Annotated in this window: 18 protein-coding genes; 4 read left to right on the top strand and 14 right to left on the bottom strand. The window is 72.4% G+C overall.

Annotated features, from left to right (window positions below; all coding sequences use genetic code 11):
* Window positions 1-7: 7 nt before the first annotated feature.
* Together ACFVQ0_RS06850 and ACFVQ0_RS06855 are read right to left on the bottom strand one after the other, a co-directional pair.
* On the bottom strand, window positions 8-409 hold the full coding sequence (locus tag ACFVQ0_RS06850) for a RidA family protein (RefSeq protein ID WP_390085243.1): 402 nt from the start codon (window positions 407-409) through the stop codon (window positions 8-10).
* Window positions 406-1,533 carry an acyl-CoA dehydrogenase family protein gene (locus tag ACFVQ0_RS06855; protein ID WP_390085245.1) on the bottom strand — a complete coding sequence of 376 codons (1,128 nt, stop codon included), beginning with the start codon at window positions 1,531-1,533 and terminating at the stop codon, window positions 406-408. Before ACFVQ0_RS06855 ends, ACFVQ0_RS06850 begins: the two co-directional genes overlap by 4 nt.
* A 175-nt stretch (window positions 1,534-1,708) precedes the next feature.
* Here ACFVQ0_RS06855 and ACFVQ0_RS06860 point away from each other — a divergent pair, with 175 nt between their 5' ends.
* From ACFVQ0_RS06860 to ACFVQ0_RS06870, 3 genes are read left to right on the top strand one after another with little or no spacing between them, the layout of a single operon-like run.
* Window positions 1,709-3,346 carry an AMP-binding protein gene (locus tag ACFVQ0_RS06860; RefSeq protein ID WP_390085247.1) on the top strand — a complete coding sequence of 546 codons (1,638 nt, stop codon included), beginning with the start codon at window positions 1,709-1,711 and terminating at the stop codon, window positions 3,344-3,346.
* Window positions 3,347-3,350: 4 nt separating this feature from the next.
* Window positions 3,351-4,166 carry a PaaX family transcriptional regulator C-terminal domain-containing protein gene (locus ACFVQ0_RS06865; protein ID WP_390085249.1) on the top strand — a complete coding sequence of 272 codons (816 nt, stop codon included), beginning with the start codon at window positions 3,351-3,353 and terminating at the stop codon, window positions 4,164-4,166.
* A gap of 43 nt (window positions 4,167-4,209) precedes the next feature.
* Window positions 4,210-5,046, top strand: a complete 837-nt coding sequence (locus tag ACFVQ0_RS06870; protein ID WP_390085251.1) for a GNAT family N-acetyltransferase — start codon at window positions 4,210-4,212, stop codon at window positions 5,044-5,046.
* Window positions 5,047-5,086: 40 nt separating this feature from the next.
* Here the strand turns inward: ACFVQ0_RS06870 and ACFVQ0_RS06875 are convergent, their stop codons facing one another.
* Window positions 5,087-7,390 carry a bifunctional salicylyl-CoA 5-hydroxylase/oxidoreductase gene (locus ACFVQ0_RS06875; RefSeq protein WP_390085253.1) on the bottom strand — a complete coding sequence of 768 codons (2,304 nt, stop codon included), beginning with the start codon at window positions 7,388-7,390 and terminating at the stop codon, window positions 5,087-5,089.
* Window positions 7,387-8,214, bottom strand: a complete 828-nt coding sequence (locus tag ACFVQ0_RS06880; RefSeq protein WP_390085255.1) for an enoyl-CoA hydratase family protein — start codon at window positions 8,212-8,214, stop codon at window positions 7,387-7,389. Before ACFVQ0_RS06880 ends, ACFVQ0_RS06875 begins: the two co-directional genes overlap by 4 nt.
* Before the next feature lie 252 nt (window positions 8,215-8,466).
* On the opposite strand from ACFVQ0_RS06880, the gene ACFVQ0_RS06885 reads away from it, so the two are divergent.
* Window positions 8,467-8,901, top strand: a complete 435-nt coding sequence (locus ACFVQ0_RS06885) for an ATP-binding protein (RefSeq protein ID WP_390085424.1) — start codon at window positions 8,467-8,469, stop codon at window positions 8,899-8,901.
* Between the two features lie 47 nt (window positions 8,902-8,948).
* On the opposite strand, the gene ACFVQ0_RS06890 is transcribed toward ACFVQ0_RS06885, so the two are convergent.
* The 10 genes from ACFVQ0_RS06890 to ACFVQ0_RS06935 all read right to left on the bottom strand — a co-directional run bounded on the left by ACFVQ0_RS06890 (window position 8,949) and on the right by ACFVQ0_RS06935 (window position 21,584).
* Window positions 8,949-10,376: an amino acid permease gene (locus ACFVQ0_RS06890; protein ID WP_390085257.1), complete on the bottom strand. Its 1,428-nt coding sequence runs from the start codon at window positions 10,374-10,376 to the stop codon at window positions 8,949-8,951.
* A gap of 179 nt (window positions 10,377-10,555) precedes the next feature.
* The gene (argF, locus tag ACFVQ0_RS06895) at window positions 10,556-11,560 is read right to left on the bottom strand and encodes an ornithine carbamoyltransferase (protein ID WP_390085259.1); all 1,005 of its coding nucleotides are present in this window, start codon (window positions 11,558-11,560) and stop codon (window positions 10,556-10,558) included.
* Window positions 11,561-11,671: 111 nt separating this feature from the next.
* Window positions 11,672-12,904, bottom strand: a complete 1,233-nt coding sequence (locus ACFVQ0_RS06900) for an arginine deiminase (protein WP_390085261.1) — start codon at window positions 12,902-12,904, stop codon at window positions 11,672-11,674.
* A gap of 110 nt (window positions 12,905-13,014) precedes the next feature.
* Window positions 13,015-15,648: a polynucleotide kinase-phosphatase gene (locus tag ACFVQ0_RS06905; RefSeq protein ID WP_390085263.1), complete on the bottom strand. Its 2,634-nt coding sequence runs from the start codon at window positions 15,646-15,648 to the stop codon at window positions 13,015-13,017.
* A complete protein-coding gene (locus tag ACFVQ0_RS06910; RefSeq protein ID WP_390085265.1) occupies window positions 15,645-17,120 on the bottom strand; it encodes a 3' terminal RNA ribose 2'-O-methyltransferase Hen1 in 1,476 nt (491 codons plus the stop codon). Before ACFVQ0_RS06910 ends, ACFVQ0_RS06905 begins: the two co-directional genes overlap by 4 nt.
* A gap of 43 nt (window positions 17,121-17,163) precedes the next feature.
* Window positions 17,164-18,252 (bottom strand): homocysteine S-methyltransferase, encoded by a 1,089-nt coding sequence (mmuM, locus tag ACFVQ0_RS06915; RefSeq protein WP_390085267.1) that lies wholly within the window; start codon window positions 18,250-18,252, stop codon window positions 17,164-17,166.
* Between the two features lie 16 nt (window positions 18,253-18,268).
* Window positions 18,269-19,192: an LLM class F420-dependent oxidoreductase gene (locus ACFVQ0_RS06920; RefSeq protein ID WP_390085269.1), complete on the bottom strand. Its 924-nt coding sequence runs from the start codon at window positions 19,190-19,192 to the stop codon at window positions 18,269-18,271.
* A gap of 90 nt (window positions 19,193-19,282) precedes the next feature.
* A complete protein-coding gene (locus tag ACFVQ0_RS06925; RefSeq protein WP_390085271.1) occupies window positions 19,283-19,819 on the bottom strand; it encodes a DUF6099 family protein in 537 nt (178 codons plus the stop codon).
* Between the two features lie 125 nt (window positions 19,820-19,944).
* Entirely contained in the window at window positions 19,945-20,304 is a 360-nt protein-coding gene (locus tag ACFVQ0_RS06930) for a nucleotide pyrophosphohydrolase (protein WP_390085273.1), read from the bottom strand.
* Window positions 20,301-21,584, bottom strand: coding sequence for an ATP-binding protein (locus ACFVQ0_RS06935; protein WP_390085275.1), 1,284 nt, complete (start codon window positions 21,582-21,584; stop codon window positions 20,301-20,303). The genes ACFVQ0_RS06930 and ACFVQ0_RS06935 overlap by 4 nt, the downstream gene beginning before the upstream one ends.
* Window positions 21,585-21,709 lie beyond the last annotated feature (125 nt).

Genomic DNA, 21,709 nt, shown 5'->3' on the forward strand with positions numbered 1-21,709 from the left:
GGCCCGGTCAGGGCAGCACCGCCGTCCCGTCGATCTCGACGAGTGCCTGCTCGTCCCAGAGCCGCACCGCCCCGATCACCGCCATCGCGGGGTAGTCGCGGCCGGCCAGCCGCCGCCAGATCCGGCCCAGTTCCGCGGCGTTCGCCCGGTAGTCGGCCACGTCGGTGGCGTACACCGTGACCCGTGCCAGGTCCGCCGGGGCGCCGCCCGCCGCGCGCAGGGCGGCGAGCAGATTGGTGAGCGCGGTGGTGAACTGCTCGGGCAGGGTGGTCCCGACGATGTCGCCTCGCTGGTCGAGCGCGGTCTGTCCGGCCAGGAAGACCAGCTGACTCCCGGTGACGGTGACCGCGTGCGAGAAGCCCGCGGGCGGCGAGAGTTCGGCGGGGTTGATGCGGTGGATCGGGCTCATGCGGACGGCTCCCGGTTCGCGTACAGCTCCTTGGCGATGATCGTGCGCTGCACCTCGCTGGCGCCCTCGTAGATCCGTGGGGCGCGGACCTCCCGGTAGAGGTGTTCGAGCAGGTGGCCCCGGCGCAGGGCGCGGGCGCCGTGCAGCTGGACGGCCGTGTCCACGACGTACTGCGCGGTCTCGGTCGCGAACAGCTTCGCCATGGCGGCACGGCGCGGGACGCCCGGCTCCCCCGCGTCGTACGCGGCGGCGGCCGAGAGGACCAGCAACCGGGCGGCCTCGGTGCGGGTGGCCATCTCGGCGACCTGGTGGGAGACGGCCTGGAGGCCCGCGAGCGGGCCGCCGAACGCGGTGCGGGTCGCGGTGTGCTCCACGGTGGCGTCGAGAGCGGCCGCGGCCATGCCGACGGCGAACGCTCCGACGCTCGGCCGGAACAGGTTGAGGGTGTTCATCGCGACCCGGAAGCCCCGGTCCGGCTCGCCCAGCACGTCGTCCCGGGTGACCGGTACCCCGTCGAAGGCGAGGGCCCCGATCGGGTGCGGCGAGAGCATGTCGAGAGGGCTGCCGGTCAGCCCCGGACGGTCGGCCGGGACCAGGAACGCGGTGACGCCGCGGGCTCCCGCGTCCTGCGTCGTACGGGCGAACACGGTGTAGAAGTCGGCCTCCGGGGCGTTGGAGATCCAGCACTTCTCGCCGGTCAGCCGCCAGCCGTCCGCTGCGGGCGCGGCGTCGAGCGCCAGGGCCGCCGCGTCGGAGCCCGCCCCCGGCTCGCTGAGCGCGAACGCGGCGACGGCGCGGCCCGCCCGGACCTCCGGCAGCCAGCGTTCCCGCTGGGCCGCCGTGCCCGCCTGGACCACGGGACAGCTGCCGAGGCCCTGGAGCGCGAGCGCGGTCTCGGCCTCCGTGCAGCCCCGGGCGAGGGATTCACGCAGCAGGCAGAGGTCCAGTGCGCCGGAACCCAGCAGCCGGTCCAGCAGCCCGAGCTCGCCGAGGGCGGCGACCAGCGGACGGTTCACCCGGCCGGGCTCGCCCTTCTCCGCGAGCGGGCGCAGCCGCCGCTCCGCGAGGGTGCGCAGTTCCTCGCACCAGGCGGTCTGGGCCGGATCGAGCGAGAATGCCGTCATACCGGCGCCTCTCTTGTCGGAGTCCCGTCGGAGTTCCGTCGGATGCTGTACGCGGTGCCGTTCCTTACCCGGTGCCGCTCTTGCGCGCCTTGCCCCGTAGCCAGTTTTATCGCGGACCGTTGACTACCGTCACCCAAACGATACGCTCCAGAGGCGACAAGGGGGCGAATCCGTCATGGACCCGAAGACCTCAGCGCACATCGACACCTTTGCCAGGGACCACCTGCCACCCGAGGACCAGTGGCCGGAGCTGGTCTTCGACCTGCCCGAGCTGCGCTATCCGGACCGGCTGAACTGCGCCGTCGAACTCCTGGACCGTACGACCGAGCGCTTCGGACCCGACCGTGCCGCCTTCCGCACGCCGGACGGCGCGGTGCTGAGTTACGGGGCGCTGCGCGAACTGGTCGACCGGATCGCCCACGTCCTCACCTCGGACCTCGGGGTCGTGCCCGGCAACCGGGTGCTGCTGCGCGGCCCGACCACACCCCACCTCGCCGCCTGCTGGCTGGCGGTCCTGAAGGCCGGCGCGATCGCCGTCACCGTACTGGCCCAGCAGCGGGCCTCCGAGCTGGCCACGATCTGTTCCATCGCCCGGATCAGCCACGCCCTGTGCGACGCCCGCTCGGTCGACGACCTGGCCAGGGCGGAGGTTCCGGGGCTGCGGATCACCGCGTACGGCGGTGACGCGCCGGACGACCTGCTGCGGCTGGCCGCCGCGAGACCGGGCCCCTACCGGGCGGTGGACACCGCGTCCGACGATGTCGCGCTGATCGCGTTCACCTCGGGCACCACCGGCCGCCCCAAGGGCTGTATGCACCTGCACCGCGATGTGCTGGCCATCGCGGACACCTTCTCCCGGCACGTCCTGCGGCCGGTCCCGGACGACGTGTTCGCCGGTTCCCCGCCGCTCGGCTTCACCTTCGGGCTCGGCGGGCTTGTGGTCTTCCCGCTGCGGGCCGGCGCCTCCGCGCTGCTGCTGGAACAGGCCGGCCCCAAGCTGCTGTTGCCGGCTCTCGCCGCCCACCGCGTCTCGGTGCTGTTCACCGCGCCCACCGCCTACCGGGTGATGCTCGACGGGCTCGACGGGCACGACCTCTCCGCCCTGCGCCGCTGTGTCTCCGCCGGTGAGAACCTGCCCGCGGACACCTGGCGGGCCTGGTACGAGCGGACCGGTCTGCGCATCATCAACGGCATCGGCGCCACCGAGCTGCTGCACATCTTCGTCTCCGCGGCCGACGACGCGATCCGCCCCGGCACCACCGGCGTCCCGGTGCCCGGCTGGCAGGCCCGGGTGGTGGACCGGGACGGCGCGCGGGTACCGGACGGCGAACCGGGGCTGCTGGCCGTACGGGGGCCGGTCGGCTGCCGCTATCTCGCGGACGAGCGGCAGCGGGACTACGTACGGCACGGCTGGAACCTCACCGGCGACACCTATGTGCGCGACGACGACGGCTACTTCCGCTACGTGGCCCGCGCCGACGACATGATCATCTCCTCCGGCTACAACATCGCGGGCCCCGAGGTCGAGGACGCCCTGCTGCGCCACCCGGAGGTGGCGGAGGCCGCGGTGGTGGGCCGTGAGGACGAGCTGCGCGGCCGGATCGTGGCGGCGTACGTGGTGCTGCGGGAGGGCTCCGCGCTCTCGGCCGACGAGTTGCGCGCGTTCATGAAGACGGAGCTGGCACCGCACAAATGCCCCCGCCTCATCACGTTCCTGCCCGCACTCCCCCGTACCGCGACGGGCAAACTGCAACGGTTCCGGCTGCGTAGCGACGGCCGGGGTGCCGGCCCCGGCGCGCCGGGCCGAGAATGATCGTATGGCCGAACCGCACGCACCCCGCTCGCTGATCGTCACCCTCTACGGTGCCTACGGCCGGACCCCCGACGAGGCCCCGCTGCCGGTCGCCGGGATCGTCCGGCTGCTCGGTGCCGTCGGCGTTGAGGCCCCGGCCGTACGGTCGTCCGTCTCCCGGCTGAAGCGGCGCGGACTGCTCGTCGCCGCCCGGACGGCGGACGGCGCCGCCGGGTACGCGCTGTCGGCCGACGCCCGCCAGCTGCTCGACGACGGCGACCGGCGCATCTACCGGCACCCGGCCCCCCGGCCCGACGACGGCTGGGTGCTCGCGGTGTTCTCCGTACCGGAGGCCGAGCGCGACAAGCGGCACCTGCTGCGCTCGCGGCTCTCCCGGCTGGGTTTCGGCACCGCCGCCCCCGGTGTCTGGATCGCCCCGGCGGGGCTGTACGACGAGACCCGGCACACCCTGGAGCGGCTCGGACTCGCCCCGTACGTCGACCTGTTCCGGGGTGACCACCTGGGCTTCGCCGCCACCGGCGACTCCGTGGCGCGCTGGTGGGACCTGACGGCGGTGGCCCGGCTCCACCACGCCTTCCTGGAGCGCCACGAACCCGTGCTGCGGGCCTGGGACTCCCGGCCGGACGAGGTGCCGGACCCGGAGGCGGCCTACCGGGACTACCTGCTGGCGCTGGACTCCTGGCGGCAGGTGCCGTACGCGGATCCCGGGCTGCCGCCGGAACTGCTGCCGCGGGGGTGGCCGGGCACCAGGTCAGCGGAGGTGTTCGGGCGGTTGCACGAGCGGTTGCGGGACGCCGGGGCGGAGTTCGTCCGCGGATAAACCGGCTGCGTCCGCGAGGCCCCGCCCGGCAGAATGCGCGTGCATGACATGGACTTTCACCGACGACGTCGACGTCTTCCTCGACGCGGCCGGCGCCTCGCTGGCGGCCCGGCCGGCCGAGAACACACTCGTGCTGACCATCACCGCGGCCCTTCGCCGCCACGGTCCGCACGCCTTCGGTGAGCATCCCCCGGTCATGGGCTGGTGGCGCGGTCCCGGGGGCGAGGTCGCGGGCACCCTGGTTCACACACCGCCCTATCCCGCGTCGTTGAACACGCTCGCCCCGCAGGCGGTCGGCCCGCTGATGGCCGCCCGCCCGCTCACCCGCGTCAACGCGGACCGGGCCGTCGCGGAGGCGGTGGCGGCCCACTGGCCCGCGCACCGTGTCGATGAGGAGGAGCGGCTCTACCGGCTGGGCGAACTGGACCCGCCCTCCCCCGCGCCCACCGGCCGGGCGAGGGCCGCGACCCCCGCCGACCGGGAGCTGCTGCTGGGCTGGTTCGCGGCGTTCAGCGCCGAGATCGGCGGGCCGGCCACGGGGGCCGGCCATCACGAGCGGGCGGTGGACGAGCGGACGGCGGAAGGCAGGCTGACGCTCTGGGAGGACGGCGGTGTCCCCGTGTCGATGGCGGGCGTCTCGCTGCGGCTCGCCGGCACGGTCCGCGTCGCTCCCGTCTACACCCCGCCGGAACACCGAGGCCGCGGCTACGCGGCGGCGGTGACCGCCGAGATCAGCCGTGCGTCCCGGGAGGCGGGCGCGGCCGAGGTGCTGCTCTTCACCGATCTGTCGAATCCGACCAGCAACGGCGTGTACACCAGGATCGGCTACCGGGCGGTCTCGGACCGGATGCTGGTCAGCGTGGCCGCCGACGACGACTGAGGTACGGGGCGCCGGGGGGGCAGCCACGCGTGCCCGCCGCTCAGCCCAGGGTGAGCCGCGGTTTCGGTGCGTCGGTGCGGCCGGCCGGCGGGGTGCGGCTGCCCGCGCGGTACGGGAGCGGCCAGGGCGCGCCGGGCCCCGGGTAGCCCTGCTCGGCCGCCGCGTGCAGCGTCCAGTGCGGGTCGTACAGGTGGGGGCGGGCCAGGGCGCAGAGGTCGGCGCGGCCCGCCAGCAGCAGGGAGTTGACGTCGTCCCAGGAGGAGATGGCGCCGACCGCGATGACGGGCACGCACAGGGTGTTGCGGATCCGGTCGGCGTACGGGGTCTGGTAGGAGCGGCCGAACTCGGGCCGCTCACCGGGGACGACCTGCCCGGTGGAGACGTCGATGGCGTCGGCGCCGTGCGCGACGAACGCGCGGGCCATCCCGACGGCGTCCTCGGCCGTGGTGCCGCCCTCGGCCCAGTCCGTGGCGGAGATCCGGACGGTCATCGGCCGGTCGTCGGGCCACAGCTCCCGGATCGTGTCGAAGACCTCCAGCGGGAAGCGGAGCCGGTTCTCCAAGGTGCCGCCGTACGCGTCGGTGCGTTGGTTGGTGAGCGGGGACAGGAATCCGGAGAGCAGGTAGCCGTGGGCGCAGTGCAGTTCGAGGAGGTCGAATCCGCAGGCGTCCGCGCGGCGGGCGGCGTCCGCGAACTGCCCGCGCACGGCGTCGAGTCCGGCCCGGTCCAGGGCGTGCGGGATCTGGCTGACGCCTTGGGCGTACGGGATCGGGGAAGCGGCCGTGAGCGGCCAGTTGCCGTCGTCCAGCGGCTGGTCGATGCCGTCCCACATGAGCTTGGTGGAGCCCTTGCGGCCGGAGTGGCCGAGCTGGACGCCGATGGCGGTGCCGGGTGATCCGGTGTGCACGAAGTCGGTGATCCGGCTCCAGGCGGCGGCCTGGTGTTCGTTGTAGAGGCCGGTGCAGCCGGGGGTGATGCGCCCCTCGGGGCTGACGCAGACCATCTCCGTCATGACGAGCCCGGCACCGCCGAGCGCCCTCGCGCCCAGGTGGACCAGGTGGAAGTCGCCGGGGACGCCGTCGGTCGCCGAGTACATGTCCATGGGCGACACGACGACGCGGTTGCGCAGTTCGAGGCCGCGCAGCCGCAGCGGGGTGAACATCGGCGGGGTGCCGGGCGGGCAGCCGAACTCCTCCTCGACGGCGGCGGTGAAGGAGGAGTCGCGCAGCCGCAGGTTGTCGTGGGTGACGCGGCGGCTGCGGGTGAGGAGGTTGAACGCGAACTGGCGGGGCGGCTGGTCGACGTACGTGCCCAGATCCTCGAACCAGCGCAGGCTGGCCGCGGCGGCGCGCTGGGTCGATTCGACGACGGGGCGGCGCTCGCTCTCGTACGCGGCGAGCGCCTCGGGCAGTCCGGGCTGCTCCTCGACGCAGGCGGCGAGCGCGAGGGCGTCCTCCACGGCGAGTTTGGTACCGGAGCCGATGGAGAAGTGCGCGGTGTGGGCGGCGTCGCCGATGAGGACCGTGTTGCGGTGTGACCAGTGGGCGTTGACGACGGTGCTGAAGGTGAGCCAGGAGGAGTTGTTGGACCGCAGCGGCCGGCCGCCGAGTGCGGCCTCGAAGATCGTGGCGCAGTGCCGGATCGACTCGGCCGGTTCGCAGGTGTCGAATCCGGCGGCCCGCCAGACCTCTTCGCGCATCTCCACGATGACGGTGGAGGCGTCCGGGGAGAACGGGTAGCCGTGCAGCTGCATCACGCCGTACGCGGTCTCGGCCGTCTCGAAGCGGAAGGCGTCCAGGGCGAAGTCGGCGGCGAGCCAGATGTAGCGGCAGCGGTGGTCGCTGACGCGGGGGCCGAAGCTGTCGGCGTGGGCCTCGCGGGTGGCGCTGTGCACCCCGTCGGCGGCGATGACCAGGTCGTGGGAGGCGGCGAGTTCGGCGGCGGGCGGGGCCTCGGTGCGGAAGCGGAGCCGCACCCCGAGGGAGGCGCAGCGTTCGTGCAGGATCTCCAGGAGGCGTCGGCGGCCGAGCGCGGCGAAGCCGTGGCCGCCGGAGGTCTGGGTGTGGCCCCGGTGGACGATGTCGATGTCGTCCCAGCGGACGAACTCCTTCTGGAGCGCGCGGTGGACGGTGGGGTCGGCGTGTTCGATGCCGCCGAGCGTCTCGTCGGAGAGGACGACGCCGAAGCCGAAGGTGTCGTCGGGGGCGTTGCGCTCCCAGAGGGTGATCTCGCGCTCCGGGCCGAGCCGCTTGAGCAGGGCCGCGGCGTAGAGCCCGCCGGGGCCGCCGCCGATGACGGCGATGCGGTGCGGGCCCGCGGGGTCCCCGGTGCCGGTGGTTGTCACCGGCCCCGCCACTTCGGCAGCCGCTTCTCGGTGAACGCGGCGTGGAACTCGGCGTAGTCCTCGCCGTGCATCAGCAGGGCCTGGGTGGCGGCGTCCATCTCCACCGCCGCGGCCAGCGGCATGTCGAGTTCGGCGGTGAGGAGCGCCTTCGTCTGGGCGAGGGCGAGCGCGGGGCCGTCCGCGAGGCGGCGGGCCAGCTCGGCGGCCCGCTCGTCGGCATGGCCCTCCTCCGTCAGCTCGCTGATCAGCCCGATGCGCTCCGCCTCGGGGGCGCGGACGGGGTCGCCGAGCATCAGCAGTCTGGTGGCGTGGCCGAGGCCCACCACCCGGGGCAGCAGGTAGGCGGCGCCCATGTCGCCGCCGGAGAGCCCGACGCGGGTGAAGAGGAAGGCGAACCTGGCCGTCGGGTCCGCGATCCGGAAGTCGGCTGCCAGCGCGAGGACGGCGCCCGCGCCCGCGGCGACCCCGTGCAGGGCCGCGACGACGGGGAAGGGGCACTCGCGCAGGGCCCGTACCACCTGGCCGGTCATCCGGTTGAAGTCCAGGAGCTGGGCGGTGTCCATCGCGAGGGTGGCCCCGATGATCTCGTCCACGTCGCCCCCGGAGCAGAAGCCGCGCCCCTCACCGGCCAGCACCAGGGCCCGCACGGAACGCTCCCTGGACAGCTCGGCCAGCAGATCGCGCAGATCCGCGTAGGCGCCGAAGGTCAGCGCGTTGAGCTTCTCCGGGCGGGCCAGGGTGACGGTGGCGACCCCGTCGCGCGTGGTGACCCGGAGGTGGCGCCAGTTCTCCGTACCTGGCGCGGAGCTGGGAAACGGGCTCATGGAGGGTGGTCCCCTTCAGCCGTCGGGCTGCTGCTTGCGTCGAATTTATCACTCGTACGTGACTTCCGTCACGAGTGCGCGATAGATGACGCGGAGTGTGAGGCCTCGGATACGTGGAGCGGGGAACGCAGTGACGAAAGTCCCCCTTCGTACCGGTCGACAGCCCCTTGTCCGAGCCGCGATGCTTCGTACGGTTGAACCGAGAAGCAATGCGTTCCAGGAACGTTTCGACTCCGAATGGAACCCCCCGCCGTGCCGCCCGATGTCCCCGCTCCCGCCTCCTGGCGGATCGCGCTGCCGCACACAGCCGCGGCCGTGCCGATCGCGCGCGCCCTGATCCGTACGGCTCTGGCGGACATCGAGGCCTCCGCGGACAGCGACACCGCCGAACTCCTCACCGCCGAGCTGGTCGCGAACGCGGTGGAGCACACTCCGGGCGACGAGCCGGTCGAGCTGGTGGTGGAGCTGCTGCCGACCGGCTGCCAGGTGGAGGTGCACGACCGCGATCCCGCGCCGCCGGGCGATCTCTCCCGCCCAGGCCCCGGCAGCGAGCCGGACCCCTGGCAGGAGCACGGCCGGGGACTGCTGCTGATCCGCACCCTCAGCGCGTCCTGCGGTCACCGCACGACGGAACAGGGCAAGGCGGTGTGGTTCACCCTGCCGTCCCAGGCCCGCCCCGTGGACTGACGGACCGGCGGGACAGCTCTTGGGGGGGCCGACGCGTCCTCTACGGATCAGGCCCCGGTCCGGCCCGCCAGCCGTGACCGGCTCCGTCCGTAGCAGGCGTACAGCACCGCACCGGCCGCGAGGAACACCGCGAACTGCACCCAGGTCGTCCAGCCGGTCCCGTACATGAGGTAGACGCAGAAGCCGACGCCGAGCAGCGGGCCGACCGGGTGCAGCGGGATCCGGAACGCGCCCCGCACCTCGGGGTTGCGGCGGCGCAGCACGATCACCGCGACATTGACGGCGACCATGGTGGCGAGCGTGCCGATCGTCGTCAGGTTCACCACCACGTCGAGTGACGAGAAGGCGGCCGGTACGGCGAAGACGGTGGCCACGATCCAGGTGTTGGCGACCGGCGTCGAGGTGCGCGGCGAGACCCGTTCGAAGACCCTCGGGACCAGGCCGTCGCGCGACATCGACATGAGGATGCGGGTCTGCCCGTACATCACCGCGAGGACGACGGAGGCGATGGCGACTATCGCGCCGAAGGCGATGATCCCGCCGCCGATCGTCGAGCCGGTGACGCGGTCGACGATCAGCGAGAGCGCGGCCGGCTTGTCGGAGACGGCGTCCGGTCCGAGGGCGCCGATGGCGGCGAGGGCGACCGCGCAGTAGAGCAGCGTGACCAGGCCGATGCAGATCATGATGGCGACCGGGATGTTGCGCCGGGGGTTCTTGACCTCCTCGCCCGCGGTGGTGATGGCGTCGAACCCGATGTACGAGAAGAACGCCAGCGACGCCCCCGCGGTGACCCCGCCCGCGCCGTGCGCCGCGAACGGGGTGAGGTTGCCGTGCTCGAAGGCGGTGAAGGCGATGGCGCAGAACATCACCAGGACGGTGATCTTGAGGACCGCCATCGCGGCGGTGGCCCCGGCGCTCTCCCGGATACCCCGCACCAGCAGGGTGGCGGCCATCATGACCACGATGACCGCGGGCAGGTTGATCACGCCGCCGTCACCGGGTCCGGAGGAGAGCGCGGCGGGCAGCTGCCGTCCGAAGAGGCTGTCGAGCAGCTCGTTCACGTACTGGCTCCAGCCCACCGCCACGGCGGAGACGGATACCCCGTACTCCAGGAGCAGGCACCAGCCGACGAGGAAGGCGACGCGTTCACCGAGGGTGGCGTAGGCGAAGGAGTACGAGCTGCCGGACACCGGGATCGCGCTGCCCAGTTCGGCGAAGGAGAACGCGGTGAAGATGCAGGTGATCGCGGCGAGGACGAAGGACAGCACGACGGCCGGGCCGGCCTCGGCGACGCTGTCGGAGAGGCCGACGAAGATGCCGGTGCCGACGACGGCGCCGACTCCGAAGCACACGAGCTGGAAGAGCCCCATGGTGCGCTTGAGGCCGTGCCCCTCCAGGTCGGCCCCCGACTCCGCGATCAGCTGGTGGGGGTCCTTGACGCGGTAGGGCGGTCCGGGCAGACGCAGGGGGCTCACGGGGCTGTTCTCATCTCTGGTGGCGCATGTGGGGGGGTGCGCCGGGGGCCGTGGGGGGCCGGTGGGGCGCACGAAAATGGGGTTCGAGCGTGCGAGCTCGAACCCCACCAACGGCACCATGATAGATACCCATGCGCATGTTCACCCAATTGAGCGCATGAACATACGGTCTGTCCTGATCAGCGCCCGGCCAGCGTCGCGACCAGCACCGCCTTGATCGTGTGCATCCGGTTCTCCGCCTCGTCGAAGACGACCGAGTGGGCCGACTCGAAGACCTCGTCGCTGACCTCCAGCTCGGTCAGACCGTGCCGGGCGTGGATCTCCCGCCCCACCTTGGTGCCGAGATCGTGGTAGGCCGGGAGGCAGTGCAGGAACTTCACGTCGGTGTTGCCGCTGGCCCGCAGGACGTCCATGGTGACGGCGTACGGCGCGAGGGCGGCGATGCGCTCGTCCCAGACCTCCTTGGGCTCCCCCATCGAGACCCAGACGTCGGTGGCGATGAAGTCGGTGCCGCGCACCCCCTCGGCGATGTCCTCCGTGAGCGTGACGGTCGCCCCGCTGGCCTCCGCGAGCCTGCGGGCCTCCGCGACGATTCCGTCGGCGGGCCAGTAGGCCTTCGGCGCGACGATCCGCACGTCCATCCCCAGCAGAGCGCCCGTGACCAGGTAGGAGTTGCCCATGTTGAACCGGGCGTCACCGAGGTAGGCGAAGGCGGTCCGCTCCAGCGGCTTCGTGCTGTGCTCGGTCATGGTGAGGCAGTCGGCGAGCATCTGGGTGGGGTGCCAGTCGTCGGAGAGCCCGTTGAAGACCGGCACCCCGCCGTACTCCGCCAGCTCCTCGACGGCCGCCTGGCTGTCGCCCCGGTACTCGATCCCGTCGAACATCCGGCCCAGCACACGCGCGGTGTCCTTCACCGACTCCTTGTGCCCCATCTGGGAGCCGGACGGGTCGAGGTACGTGGTGGCCGCGCCCTGGTCGGCGGCGGCCACCTCGAACGCGCACCGGGTACGGGTCGAGGTCTTCTCGAAGATCAGCGCGATGTTCCGGCCGCGCAGCCGCTGCACCTCGGTCCCCGCCTTCTTCGCGGCCTTCAGCTCGGCGGCCAGGTCGATCAGGCCGCGGAACTCCTCGGCCGTGAAGTCCAGCTCCTTGACGAAGTGGCGGCCTGCGAGGTCTATGGCCATGGTGACTGCTCCTGGGTCGGGCGGGGGGACGCATACGGTAACCCTGGAAGTCTATACGATGCAATGCATCGCTATACAGGGCGTTGGGGGCGTCCTCCCGCCCGCCACGCGCTACACCGGATCGCGCACCACCGGGCAGCTCATGCAGCGGGGCCCGCCCCGGCCCCGGCCCAGTTCGCTGCCCCGGATCTCGATGACCTCGATCCCCTCCTTGCGCAGGTGGGCGTTTGTGGTGGCGTTGCGCTCGTAGGCGACGACGACGCCGGGCTCGACGGCCAGCACATTGCAGCCGTCGTCCCACTGCTCGCGCTCGGCGGCGTGCACGTCCTGGGTGGCGGTGAGGACCCGGATCGCGTCCAGCCCCAGCGCCTCCGCGATGGCGCGGTGCATGTGCTCGGGCTGATGGTCGGTGACCTTGAGATCACGCGGGCCGTCCCCCGGCTCGATGGTGTACGAGCGCAGCATGCCCAGGCCCGCGTACTTGGTGAAGGTGTCCCCGTCGACCATCGTCATCACCGTGTCCAGGTGCATGAAGGCCCGGCTCTTGGGCATGTCGAGCGCCACGATCGTCCGGGCGGACCCGGCGTCGAAGAGCCCGCGGGCCAGCATCTCCACCGCCTGCGGGGTGGTGCGCTCGCTCATCCCGATGAGGACGGCGCCCCGGCCGATGACCAGCACGTCGCCGCCCTCGATGGTGGAGGGGTAGTCGTCCTGCCCCTGCGACCAGTGGTGGAAGGCGCCCGCGTCGGGGCCGGTGAAGAGCGGATGGTGGCCGTAGATCGCCTCGAAGTGGACGGTCTCGCGCTGCCGGGCCGGCCAGCGCATGGCGTTGATGGACACCCCGTCGTAGATCCAGGCCGAGGTGTCACGGGTGAAGAGGTGGTTCGGCAGCGGACCGAGCAGGAAGTCGTCCAGGTCCATGACGTGGAAACGGACCGAGGTCGGCTCCCGGAACCGCCCCAGGAACTCCCGTTTGGTCATCCCGCCGACCAGCGCCTCGCAGAGCTCTGCGGCGGTCAGCTCCTCGAAGGCGGCGCGCAGGTGTTCGGTGGCGAGCGGGCCGTACTCCTTCTCGTCGAAGACCCGGTCCAGGACGAGGCGCCGGGCCACCGGGATCTCCAGCGACTCCTGGAGCAGGTCGCCGAAGAGGTGCACCTCCACCCCGCGGCCGCGGAGCACGTCCGCGAACCCGTCGTGCTCCTGGCGGGCCCGGCGCACCCAGAGCACATCGTCGAAGAGCAGCGCGTCCTTGTTGCTCGGGGTGAGCCGTTTCAGTTCCAGATCGGGGCGGTGCAGGATGACGCGGCGCAGCCGCCCGGCCTCGGAGTCGACATGGAATCCCATGCCCACATCCTCACCGCGCGGAGCGCCGTTCACCCGGCGAATCGCCTGCCGGTTCCGGCCCGGTCCGCCACCACAGGCGGCGGACCGTTACCGGAGGCGCCGGACCGTCACTACAGGCGGGGGTCCACCGGCTCCGACTCCAGGGCCAGCACCGCGAACACCGCCTCGTGCACCCGCCACAGCGGTTCGCCGCCGACCAGCCGGTCCAGGGCTTCGAGCCCCAGCGCGTACTCGCGCAGGGCGAGCGAGCGCTTGTGGCCGAGGAACCGGCCGCGCAGCCGCTCCAGGTTCTCCGGGCGGGTGTACTCGGGTCCGTAGATGATCCGCAGGTACTCCCGGCCGCGCACCTTGATGCCCGGCTGGACCAGCCGCCCCTTGTCGTCCTTGGCGAACGCGTCGAGCGGCTTGACCACCATGCCCTCGCCGCCGCGGCCGGTCATCTCCCGCCACCAGTCGGTACCGGAGCGCACCGACGCCTCGTCGGCGGTGTCGACGACGAGCCGCCGGGTGACCTGGAGCAGCCCCGTGGGGTCGTGCTCCACCAGCCGGTCCAGCCAGCCCAGCTGCTCGTCATGGGGGACGGTGGCGAGCGAACGGCCCCGCACCGCGAGGACCTGGAACGGAGCCAGCCGCACACCGTCCAGTCCCTCGGTGCTCCAGCAGTAACGGCGATAGGCCTCGGTGAACGCGGCCGCGTCCTCTGCCCGGCCGCGCTGCCGGTCCGCGAGCGCGCCGACGTCGATGCCGCGCTCCGCCGCTGCCGCGAGGGCGGCCTCCGCCGCGGGGAAGACGGCTCCGGACGCGGCGCCGACCGCCGCGTACTGCGAGCGGAGCAGTCCGGCCGCCTTGAGGGACCAGGGCATCAGCTCGGCGTCGAGCAGTACCCAGTCGGTGTCCCACTCCTCCCACAGACCGGCGGCGGTGACGGCCGCGCGGAGCCGGCCGAGGACCACCTCGGTCAGCGCGGTGTCGTCCAGGAAGGGGCGTCCGGTGCGGGTGTGCAGGGCGCCCGTCGGGCCGCCCCCCGCCGCGGCACCGGAGCCGGCGTCCCCCGTGCCGAAGCGTTCCCGCGCCACGTCGGCGTCCCGGCAGACCAGGGCGACCGCCCGCGAGCCCATGTGCTTCTCCTCGCACACGACCTTGGCCACGCCGTCCGCCCGGTACTGCGCGAACGCCTCGGCCGGGTGCTCCAGGTAGCCCTCCTCCTTCGAGGTGGCCGTCGGCGCCATGGTCGGCGGCAGGTAGGCCAGCAGCCGGGGGTCGACGGCGAACCGGCTCATGACCTCAAGCGCGGCTGCCGCGTTCTCCTCGCGCACCGCGATCCGGCCCATGTGCCGGGTCTCCACGATCCGCCGGCCCCGCACGTCGCCGAGGTCAAGCGGACGGCCCTCGTGGCCGCCCGGCGCCTCGGAGGCCAGCGGCTTCGCCGGCTCGTACCAGACCCGCTCGGCCGGTACGTCGACGAGTTCACGCTCCGGCCAGCGCAGCGCGGTCATCTTCCCGCCGAAGACGGCGCCGGTGTCCAGGCAGATGGTGTTGTTGACCCAGGAGGTGGTGGGTACGGGGGTGTGGCCGTAGACGACGGTGGCCCGGCCCCGGTAGTCCTCCGCCCACGGGTAGCGCACCGGCAGGCCGAACGCGTCGGTCTCGCCCGTGGTGTCGCCGTACAGCGCGTGCGAGCGGACCCGTCCGGAGGTGCGCCCGTGGTACTTCTCCGGCAGCCCGGCGTGGCAGACGACCAGATCGCCGCCGTCCAGCACGTAGTGGCTGACGAGCCCGTCGATGAACTCACCGACCCGCTCGCGGAATTCCGGGTCCTTGCTGTCCTCCCGCTCCAGCTGCTCGACGGTCTCCGCGAGTCCGTGGGTCTGCTGGACCTTGCGGCCCTTGAGGTAGCGGCCGAGCTTGTTCTCGTGGTTGCCGGGCACGCAGAGCGCGTTGCCGTCCGACACCATCGACATGACGCGGCGCAGCACGCCGGGGCTGTCGGGTCCGCGGTCGACGAGGTCTCCGACGAAGACCGCGGTACGTCCCTCCGGGTGCGCGCCGTCCGCGTAGCCGAGCTTGCCGAGGAGGGTCTCCAGCTCGGAGCTGCAGCCGTGGATGTCCCCGATGATGTCGAACGGGCCGGTGAGGTGGCGGAGGTCGTTGTAGCGGCGCTCCCGCACCACTTCGGCGTGTCCGGCCTCGTCCTCCGTGCGCAGGATGTGGACCTTGCGGAAGCCCTCGCGCTCCAGTCCGCGCAGCGAGCGGCGCAGCTCGCGGCGGTGGCGCTGGACGACATGGCGGCCCATGCCCGCCCGGTCGGGGCGGGCTGCGTTGCGCGACTGGCAGACCTCTTCCGGCAGGTCCAGCACGATCGCGATGGGCAGCACGTCGTGTTCCCTGGCCAGCTTCACCAGCTGCCGGCGGCTCTCGGGCTGGACGTTCGTGGCGTCGACGACGGTCAGCCGTCCGGCGGCCAGCCGCTTGCCCGCGATGTAGTGCAGGACGTCGAAGGCGTCCCGGCTGGCGCTCTGGTCGTTCTCGTCGTCGGCGACCAGGCCCCGGCAGAAGTCCGAGGAGATGATCTCGGTCGGCCTGAAGTGCCGGTGGGCGAAGGTGGACTTGCCCGAGCCGCTCGCCCCGATGAGGACCACGAGGGAGAGATCGGTCACCGGCAGGACGCGCGGGACGCTCCGACTGGTGCTGTCACTCGTGCTCTCGTCGGTGCTGTCTCTGGCGCTGTCGTCGGTCCCGCTCATGCGGCTTTCGCCTCCTTCTCCTTCTCGTCGGCCGTGGTCATGGTGAACACGGCCATCTGGGTGGGCGGCCCCACCTCCGGGTCGTCGGGTCCGATGGGCACGAACTCCACCCCGTACCCGTGCCGGTGGGCCACCTCGCCCGCCCAGTCCCGGAATTCGGCCCGGGTCCATTCGAAGCGGTGGTCACCGTGCCGGACGTGCCCGGCCGGGAGCGTCTCCCAGCGGACGTTGTACTCGACGTTCGGCGTGGTCACCAGGACGGTGCGGGGCCGGGCCGAGCCGAACACCGCGTACTCCAGCGCGGGCAGCCGCGGCAGGTCGAGATGCTCGATGACCTCGCTGAGCACCGCCGCGTCGTACCCCTTGAGCCGCTTGTCCGTGTACGTGAGCGAGCCCTGCTGGAGCGTCACGCGAGCGGCCTGCCGCTCCCCCATCCGGTCCAGCTTCAGCCGGCGGGAGGCGACGGTGAGGGCGCGCATCGAGACATCGACCCCGACGATCTCCGTGAAACGCACGTCCTTCAGCAGTGCCTGCACCAACTGACCCTGCCCGCAGCCCAGGTCGAGCACCCGGCTCGCTCCGGCGCCGGTCAACGCGGCCAGGATCGCGGTCCGCCGCTGCTCCGCGAGCGGCACCGGCCGCTCCTCCGTATCGGTCGTCTCGTCGACCGCGTTGTCGACGCTCTCGACGTCCAGGTCGTCCGACTCCGCGAGCCGGACCAGCTCCAGCCGCTCCATCGCCTGCCTCGTCAGCCCCCAGCGCCGGGCCAGATACCGGCTGGTGATCAGCTTCTGCTCGGGGTGATCGGCCAGCCAGCCCTCACCGGCGCGCAGCAGCTTGTCCACCTCGTCCGGCGACACCCAGTAGTGCTTCGCGTCGTCGAGCACCGGCAGCAGGACGTACAGCTGCCGCAGCGCGTCCGCCAGCCGCAACTCGCCCTCCAGCACGAGCCGTACGTAGCGCGAGTCCCCCCACTCGGGGAACCGCTCGTCCAGCGGTACGGCCACCGCGTCCACCCGCGACCAGCCGAGCGGACCGAAGAGCCCCCGCACCAGCTCGGCACCACCACGGGCCGGCAGTGCGGGCACCTCGATCCGCAGCGGCAGCGTCCCCTCGGCCCGCTCGGGCATCGCCCGGCAGGTGCCGCTCAACGCGGACTTGAAGACGGTGCTCATCGCGACGGACAGCAGCGAGGAGGCGGCGTACGGGCGGTCGTTGACGTACTGGGCGAGCGCCGCGTCGGGGGCACCGCCCCGGCCCTTGCCCTTGCCCTTGCGCACCAGCGCGACGGGGTCCACCTCCAGCAGCAGGGCCGCCGTGCAGCGCTCCGCGGACGCCTCTGGATAGAAGACGTGCGCGGTGCCGTGGGAGGTGGAATACGTCTGCGCCTTCCCGGGATGCTTGTGCAGCAGGAATCCGAGATCGGTGGCGGGACGCTCCGGGTTGCCGGTTGTGCTGATCGTCAGGAACACGCGTCCGAGTATGGTCCGGTTCGCTCCCTCCCACCAGGCAATTTCAGCCCGGCCCCGTTTCTTCCCGCCCTCCTTTCCGCGCTCCCTCCCGGCGTCCTTCCCGGCGTCCTTCCGGCCCTCCTTCCGACCGTCCTTCCCCTTCGTTCGCCGCCGCTGGAGCGAGCAGCGCGGCCAGCTCCGCGATGGTGTCCGGGCCGACCCGGCAGCAGCCTCCGACCAACCGGGCACCCGCCGCCCGCCAGGCCAGGACCCGGCCGGGATCGAACGTGGCGCCTCCGGTCCAGCCCCGTCCCCCGGCATCCCAGTGCTCCCCGCTGTTCGGGTAGACCACGACCGGCTTCCCCGTCACCTCCGCCGCCGTACGCACCGCGCGGTCCGCGTCGGCCGGATCGCAGCAGTTCACCCCGACCGCCATCACCCGCCCGTACCCCGCAGCGAGGCCGAACGCCTCCTCCAGCGGCTGTCCCGCCCTGGTCTCCCCCCTCGCCACGGTGTAGGAGAGCCAGACCGGCAGCCCGGTCCCCTCCGCGACCCGCAGGAGCGCCTCCGCCTCATCGGTGTCCGGCACCGTCTCAAGGGCCAGCGCGTCGGGCCCTGCGGCGGCCAGCGCCTCGATCCGGGGGCGGTGGAAGCGTTCCAGCTCCCGGACCGAGAGCCCGTACCGGCCCCGGTACTCGGCACCGTCCGCCGTCACCGCCCCGTACGGGCCGACCGAGGCGGCGACCCACACATCCCGCTCCACCGAAGCGGCCGCCCGCCGGGCCAGTTCCACACTTCGGGCGAACAGCGCGGCCGCCTCCGCCCGCCCGGCCCCGCGCCGCCGGAACCCTTCGAAACTCGCCTGATAGCTGGCGGTGATCAGCACCTGCGCACCCGCCCGCACATACGCCGTGTGTGCCTGTTCGATCTGCTCGGGCCCGTCGGCGAGCAGCCGGGCGGACCACAGCGCGTCGGACAGATCGCAGCCCTGCGCCTCCAGCTGGTTGGAGAGGCCCCCGTCGAGGAGGACCGTCCCCGCCGCGAGGGCGTCCGCGAGGGTCCGGGACGGCTCCCCGGCGAACGGCCGGCCCGAGGCGCGGGCACCACGGCTGGAGGCGTGGCCGTCACGGCCGGGATCGCGGGCGGGCTGCACGGGTGTTCCTCCGGTCTCAGGTGAGCTGGGACTGGACCTGCGACGAGATCAGCTCCAGGTGGTCCAGGTCGTCGAGATCCAGCACCTGGAGGTAGATCCGCGAAGCGCCGATGGCCTCGAACCGGCCGATCTTCTCGACCACTTCGGCGGGCGAGCCCGCCAGGCCGTTCGCCTTGAGCTCCGACACGTCCCGCCCGATGACGGCGGCACGCCGCGCGACCTCGGCGTCGTCCTTGCCGACACAGACGACCAGGGCGTTGGAGTACACCAGGTCGTCCGGCCGCCGGCCCGCCGCAGCGGCCGCTTCCCTGACCCGGCCGAACTGCTGCTCGCTGTCCTCCAGACCGGCGAAGGGGATGTTGAACTCATCGGCGTACTTGGCGGCGAGCCTCGGCGTGCGCTTCGCGCCGTGCCCGCCGATCAGTACCGGCACCTTGGCCTGCGCCGGCTTGGGCAGTGCGGGCGAGTCGGTGAGCTGGTAGTACGTGCCGTCGTAGCTGAACGTCTTGCCGACCTCCGTCGACCACAGCCCGGTGATGATCGCCAGCTGCTCCTCCAGCCTGCCGAACTTCTCCTGCGGGAACGGGATGCCGTACGCCTTGTGCTCATCCTCGAACCAGCCCGCCCCCAGGCCCAGTTCGACACGGCCGCCCGACATCTGGTCGACCTGTGCCACCTGGATGGCGAGCACGCCGGGGAGCCGGAACGTCCCCGCCGTCATCAGCGTGCCGAGGCGGATGCGCTTGGTCTCGCGCGCCAGCCCGGCAAGGGTGATCCAGGCATCCGTCGGGCCGGGGAGACCGTCTCCCCCTCCCATGCGCAGATAGTGGTCGGAACGGTAGAAGGCGTCGAAGCCGAGGTCCTCCGTCGCCTTGGCGACGGTGAGCAGGGTGTCGTAGCTCGCCCCTTGCTGGGGCTCGGTGAAGATTCGAAGATCCATGGATCCATCCTGCACCCGCGGACTCCGCCCATCCCTCTCCCGCCTCCATTCGCCGCCGCGGTGTCCGGATCGCACCGCCGCAGGGGCGCCTCAGGGCCGCCCGGCAGCCGGGCCCGCCGGTCCGTGCAGCACTCCATGGGGGCCGTCCCGCTCCCTGCTGCGCTCCAGATCCTCCCGCCGCTCACGGTCCCGTTCGTCGAGGAGCCGGAGCATTCCGTGGACCCGGTCCGTCGACTCGTCGGCGGCGTCGATCGCCTCCATGCACTGCCAGTACAGGCCCTGTTCATCCGTCTCGCACGCCACCCCGACCAGAGCAATCCCCACCTCCCCGAGCAGCGAGCCCAGCCCCGTCAGCGCCGCGCGCGGGTCAGCCACTTCGGAGAGCTGGGCCGCCCTGGCCACCCCGGCCCGCGCCGCCGGGTGGTCCAGTGCCCCGTTGCTTCTTCCGCCGATCTCACTGAGGCCTCCCGCCTCGCCCCGTAACTCCTTGGGGCCGCTCGCCGCCAGTCTGCTGCCGACCGCCTGCGCCAGGGCCTGGGCCTGCCAGGCCTCGGCGATGATGTCCGGCGTGCCCCTGCTCCGGGCCAGCGCCTGCCTGATGACCGCTACCAACCGCTCCGCTTCCATGTGTTGCCCCCGTTCGGTACGAAAACCCGCTCACCTCTTTCATTACCCACAGTGAGGGCGGTGGTACCGGAAAGCCAGAGGATTTCGGAAATCTGTGGACACCTTGTCGACTGTGAATAAGTCGATCACTCCGAAGAGTGACGATCGGCTGTATCCGAGCCCTTCGTGGCCGGGAAGCGCGCCTCATTCCGCTCGATCTTGGCCGCCAGCGCCGCGAGCGGGTCGATGTCCAGTACCGCGCAGAACTGCAGCAGATAGGCGAGGACATCAGCGACCTCGTCCGACACCCGGTGCGCGGAACCGGGCTCCTCCATCACGCGGGCCGACTGGTCCGGCGTCAGCCACTGGAAGATCTCCATGAGTTCGGATGCCTCGACGCTCAGCGCCGATGCCAGGTTCTTCGGGGTGTGGTACTGCTCCCAGTCGCGTGCGGCCGCGAAGGCGGCGAGTCGTCGTTGCAGGGCGGGTACGTCGAGTTCTGTCACGGTTCCAGGTCTACCACCGTCGCCCCGGCCGTCCCGCGGGCCCGTGCGGCACCCGCCTCCGTCACCGTGCCGAGCAGCCTGACCCGGCCGCCGGCCACCGCGGAGGCCGCCTCGGTCAGCAGCTCCCGGCTCTGCCGCCCGTCCAGGTCGCGGTCGAAGCCGTCGGCCAGCACGGTGCGGGTCTGCAGGGCCGCCGGAACCTCGGAGCCGTCATCCGCCGGACCCGCCCCCGGGCCCATGAGCAGGGCCACGCCCAGTGCCAGGTAACGCAGTTCGCCGTCACCGAGCCGTTCCAGCGGCGTGCCGGGTCCTTCGCCCCTGGCCAGAACCGCGCGGACCCGTCCGTCCGCGAGCCGCTCCGCGCGGAGCCCGGTCACCGGGCGGGCACACCCGGCATCCGCCAGCGCGACCAGCCGGGCATGCCGCCGCCCGTACACATACCCGCTCCCGTATCCGGCTCCATCGCCACGCCCGCCCCCGCGCCCGCTGTACGCGGCGTGCAGAACGGCCGCGAGGTTTCCGCAGTCGCGGCGGAGCCGGTCCTCGACCGGCGGCACCGGTGTCCGCATCCGATGAGGCCTCGGTTCGCAGACGAAGGCCGGGCGCAGAGCGACCACAAGTTGCTCTGCGGCGGCCAGCACCTGTAGCTGGCCCGGCGTCCGGCCCGCGACCCGCAACGGCAGCAGGGCCGTGCCGAGCCGGTCGTCCGGTAGCCGTTCCCGCGTCACCGGGAGCTCGTCTGCGGTGTGCCAGGCCGCCTGGAGCGTCGGCTGACCCGGATCGCGCAGCGCGGTGCTGAGCAGGGTCACCCCGGCCAGGGTCAGTCGCTCCCCGACGATCCGCAGGGTGGGCTCGGCCTGGACGGCGAGTTCGAGCCTGACCGGGCCGGCCGGCCCGTCCGCCGTGCACCCGATCCGGAAGCCGCGCCGCCCCTGCCGGTCGGCCCCGGACCCTTCGGGCACGCACCCCGCCGGATCGGGGAAGACCTCGCCGAGCGGCGCCCCGGCGGCCAGCCGGGACAGCGCCTCGTAGGCCCGCAGCACACTCGACGTACCGCTGCCGGAAGGACCCGCGAGGAGGGTCAGCGGGGCCAGCGGCACGACCGTGCCCCGGTGCGCCGCGAAGGCGCGGAGCCGCAGCTCGGTCACGACAGGTCCGGCACAACGCTTCGACCACCGGGCCGAGTCGGAGCCGGGAGCGGAGCAGAGTGACTGCGAAGCATCGGCGCACAGAGGATCGGCGTCGGGAAGATGGTCGGCATGGAGGCTGGGTGCGGTCATGCCAAGGACCGTATGCACCCGCCTCCCCGCCGAACCGTTCCGCCGGATCGCTCGTCCTTCCATCGAAGGAACGACCTCTCCCGCTCGCATGGCACGCCGCTCACCGGGGTAGACCGCGACGTGCT

This window comes from Streptomyces sp. NPDC057900 (assembly GCF_042887885.1).
Lineage (GTDB): Bacteria > Actinomycetota > Actinomycetes > Streptomycetales > Streptomycetaceae > Streptomyces.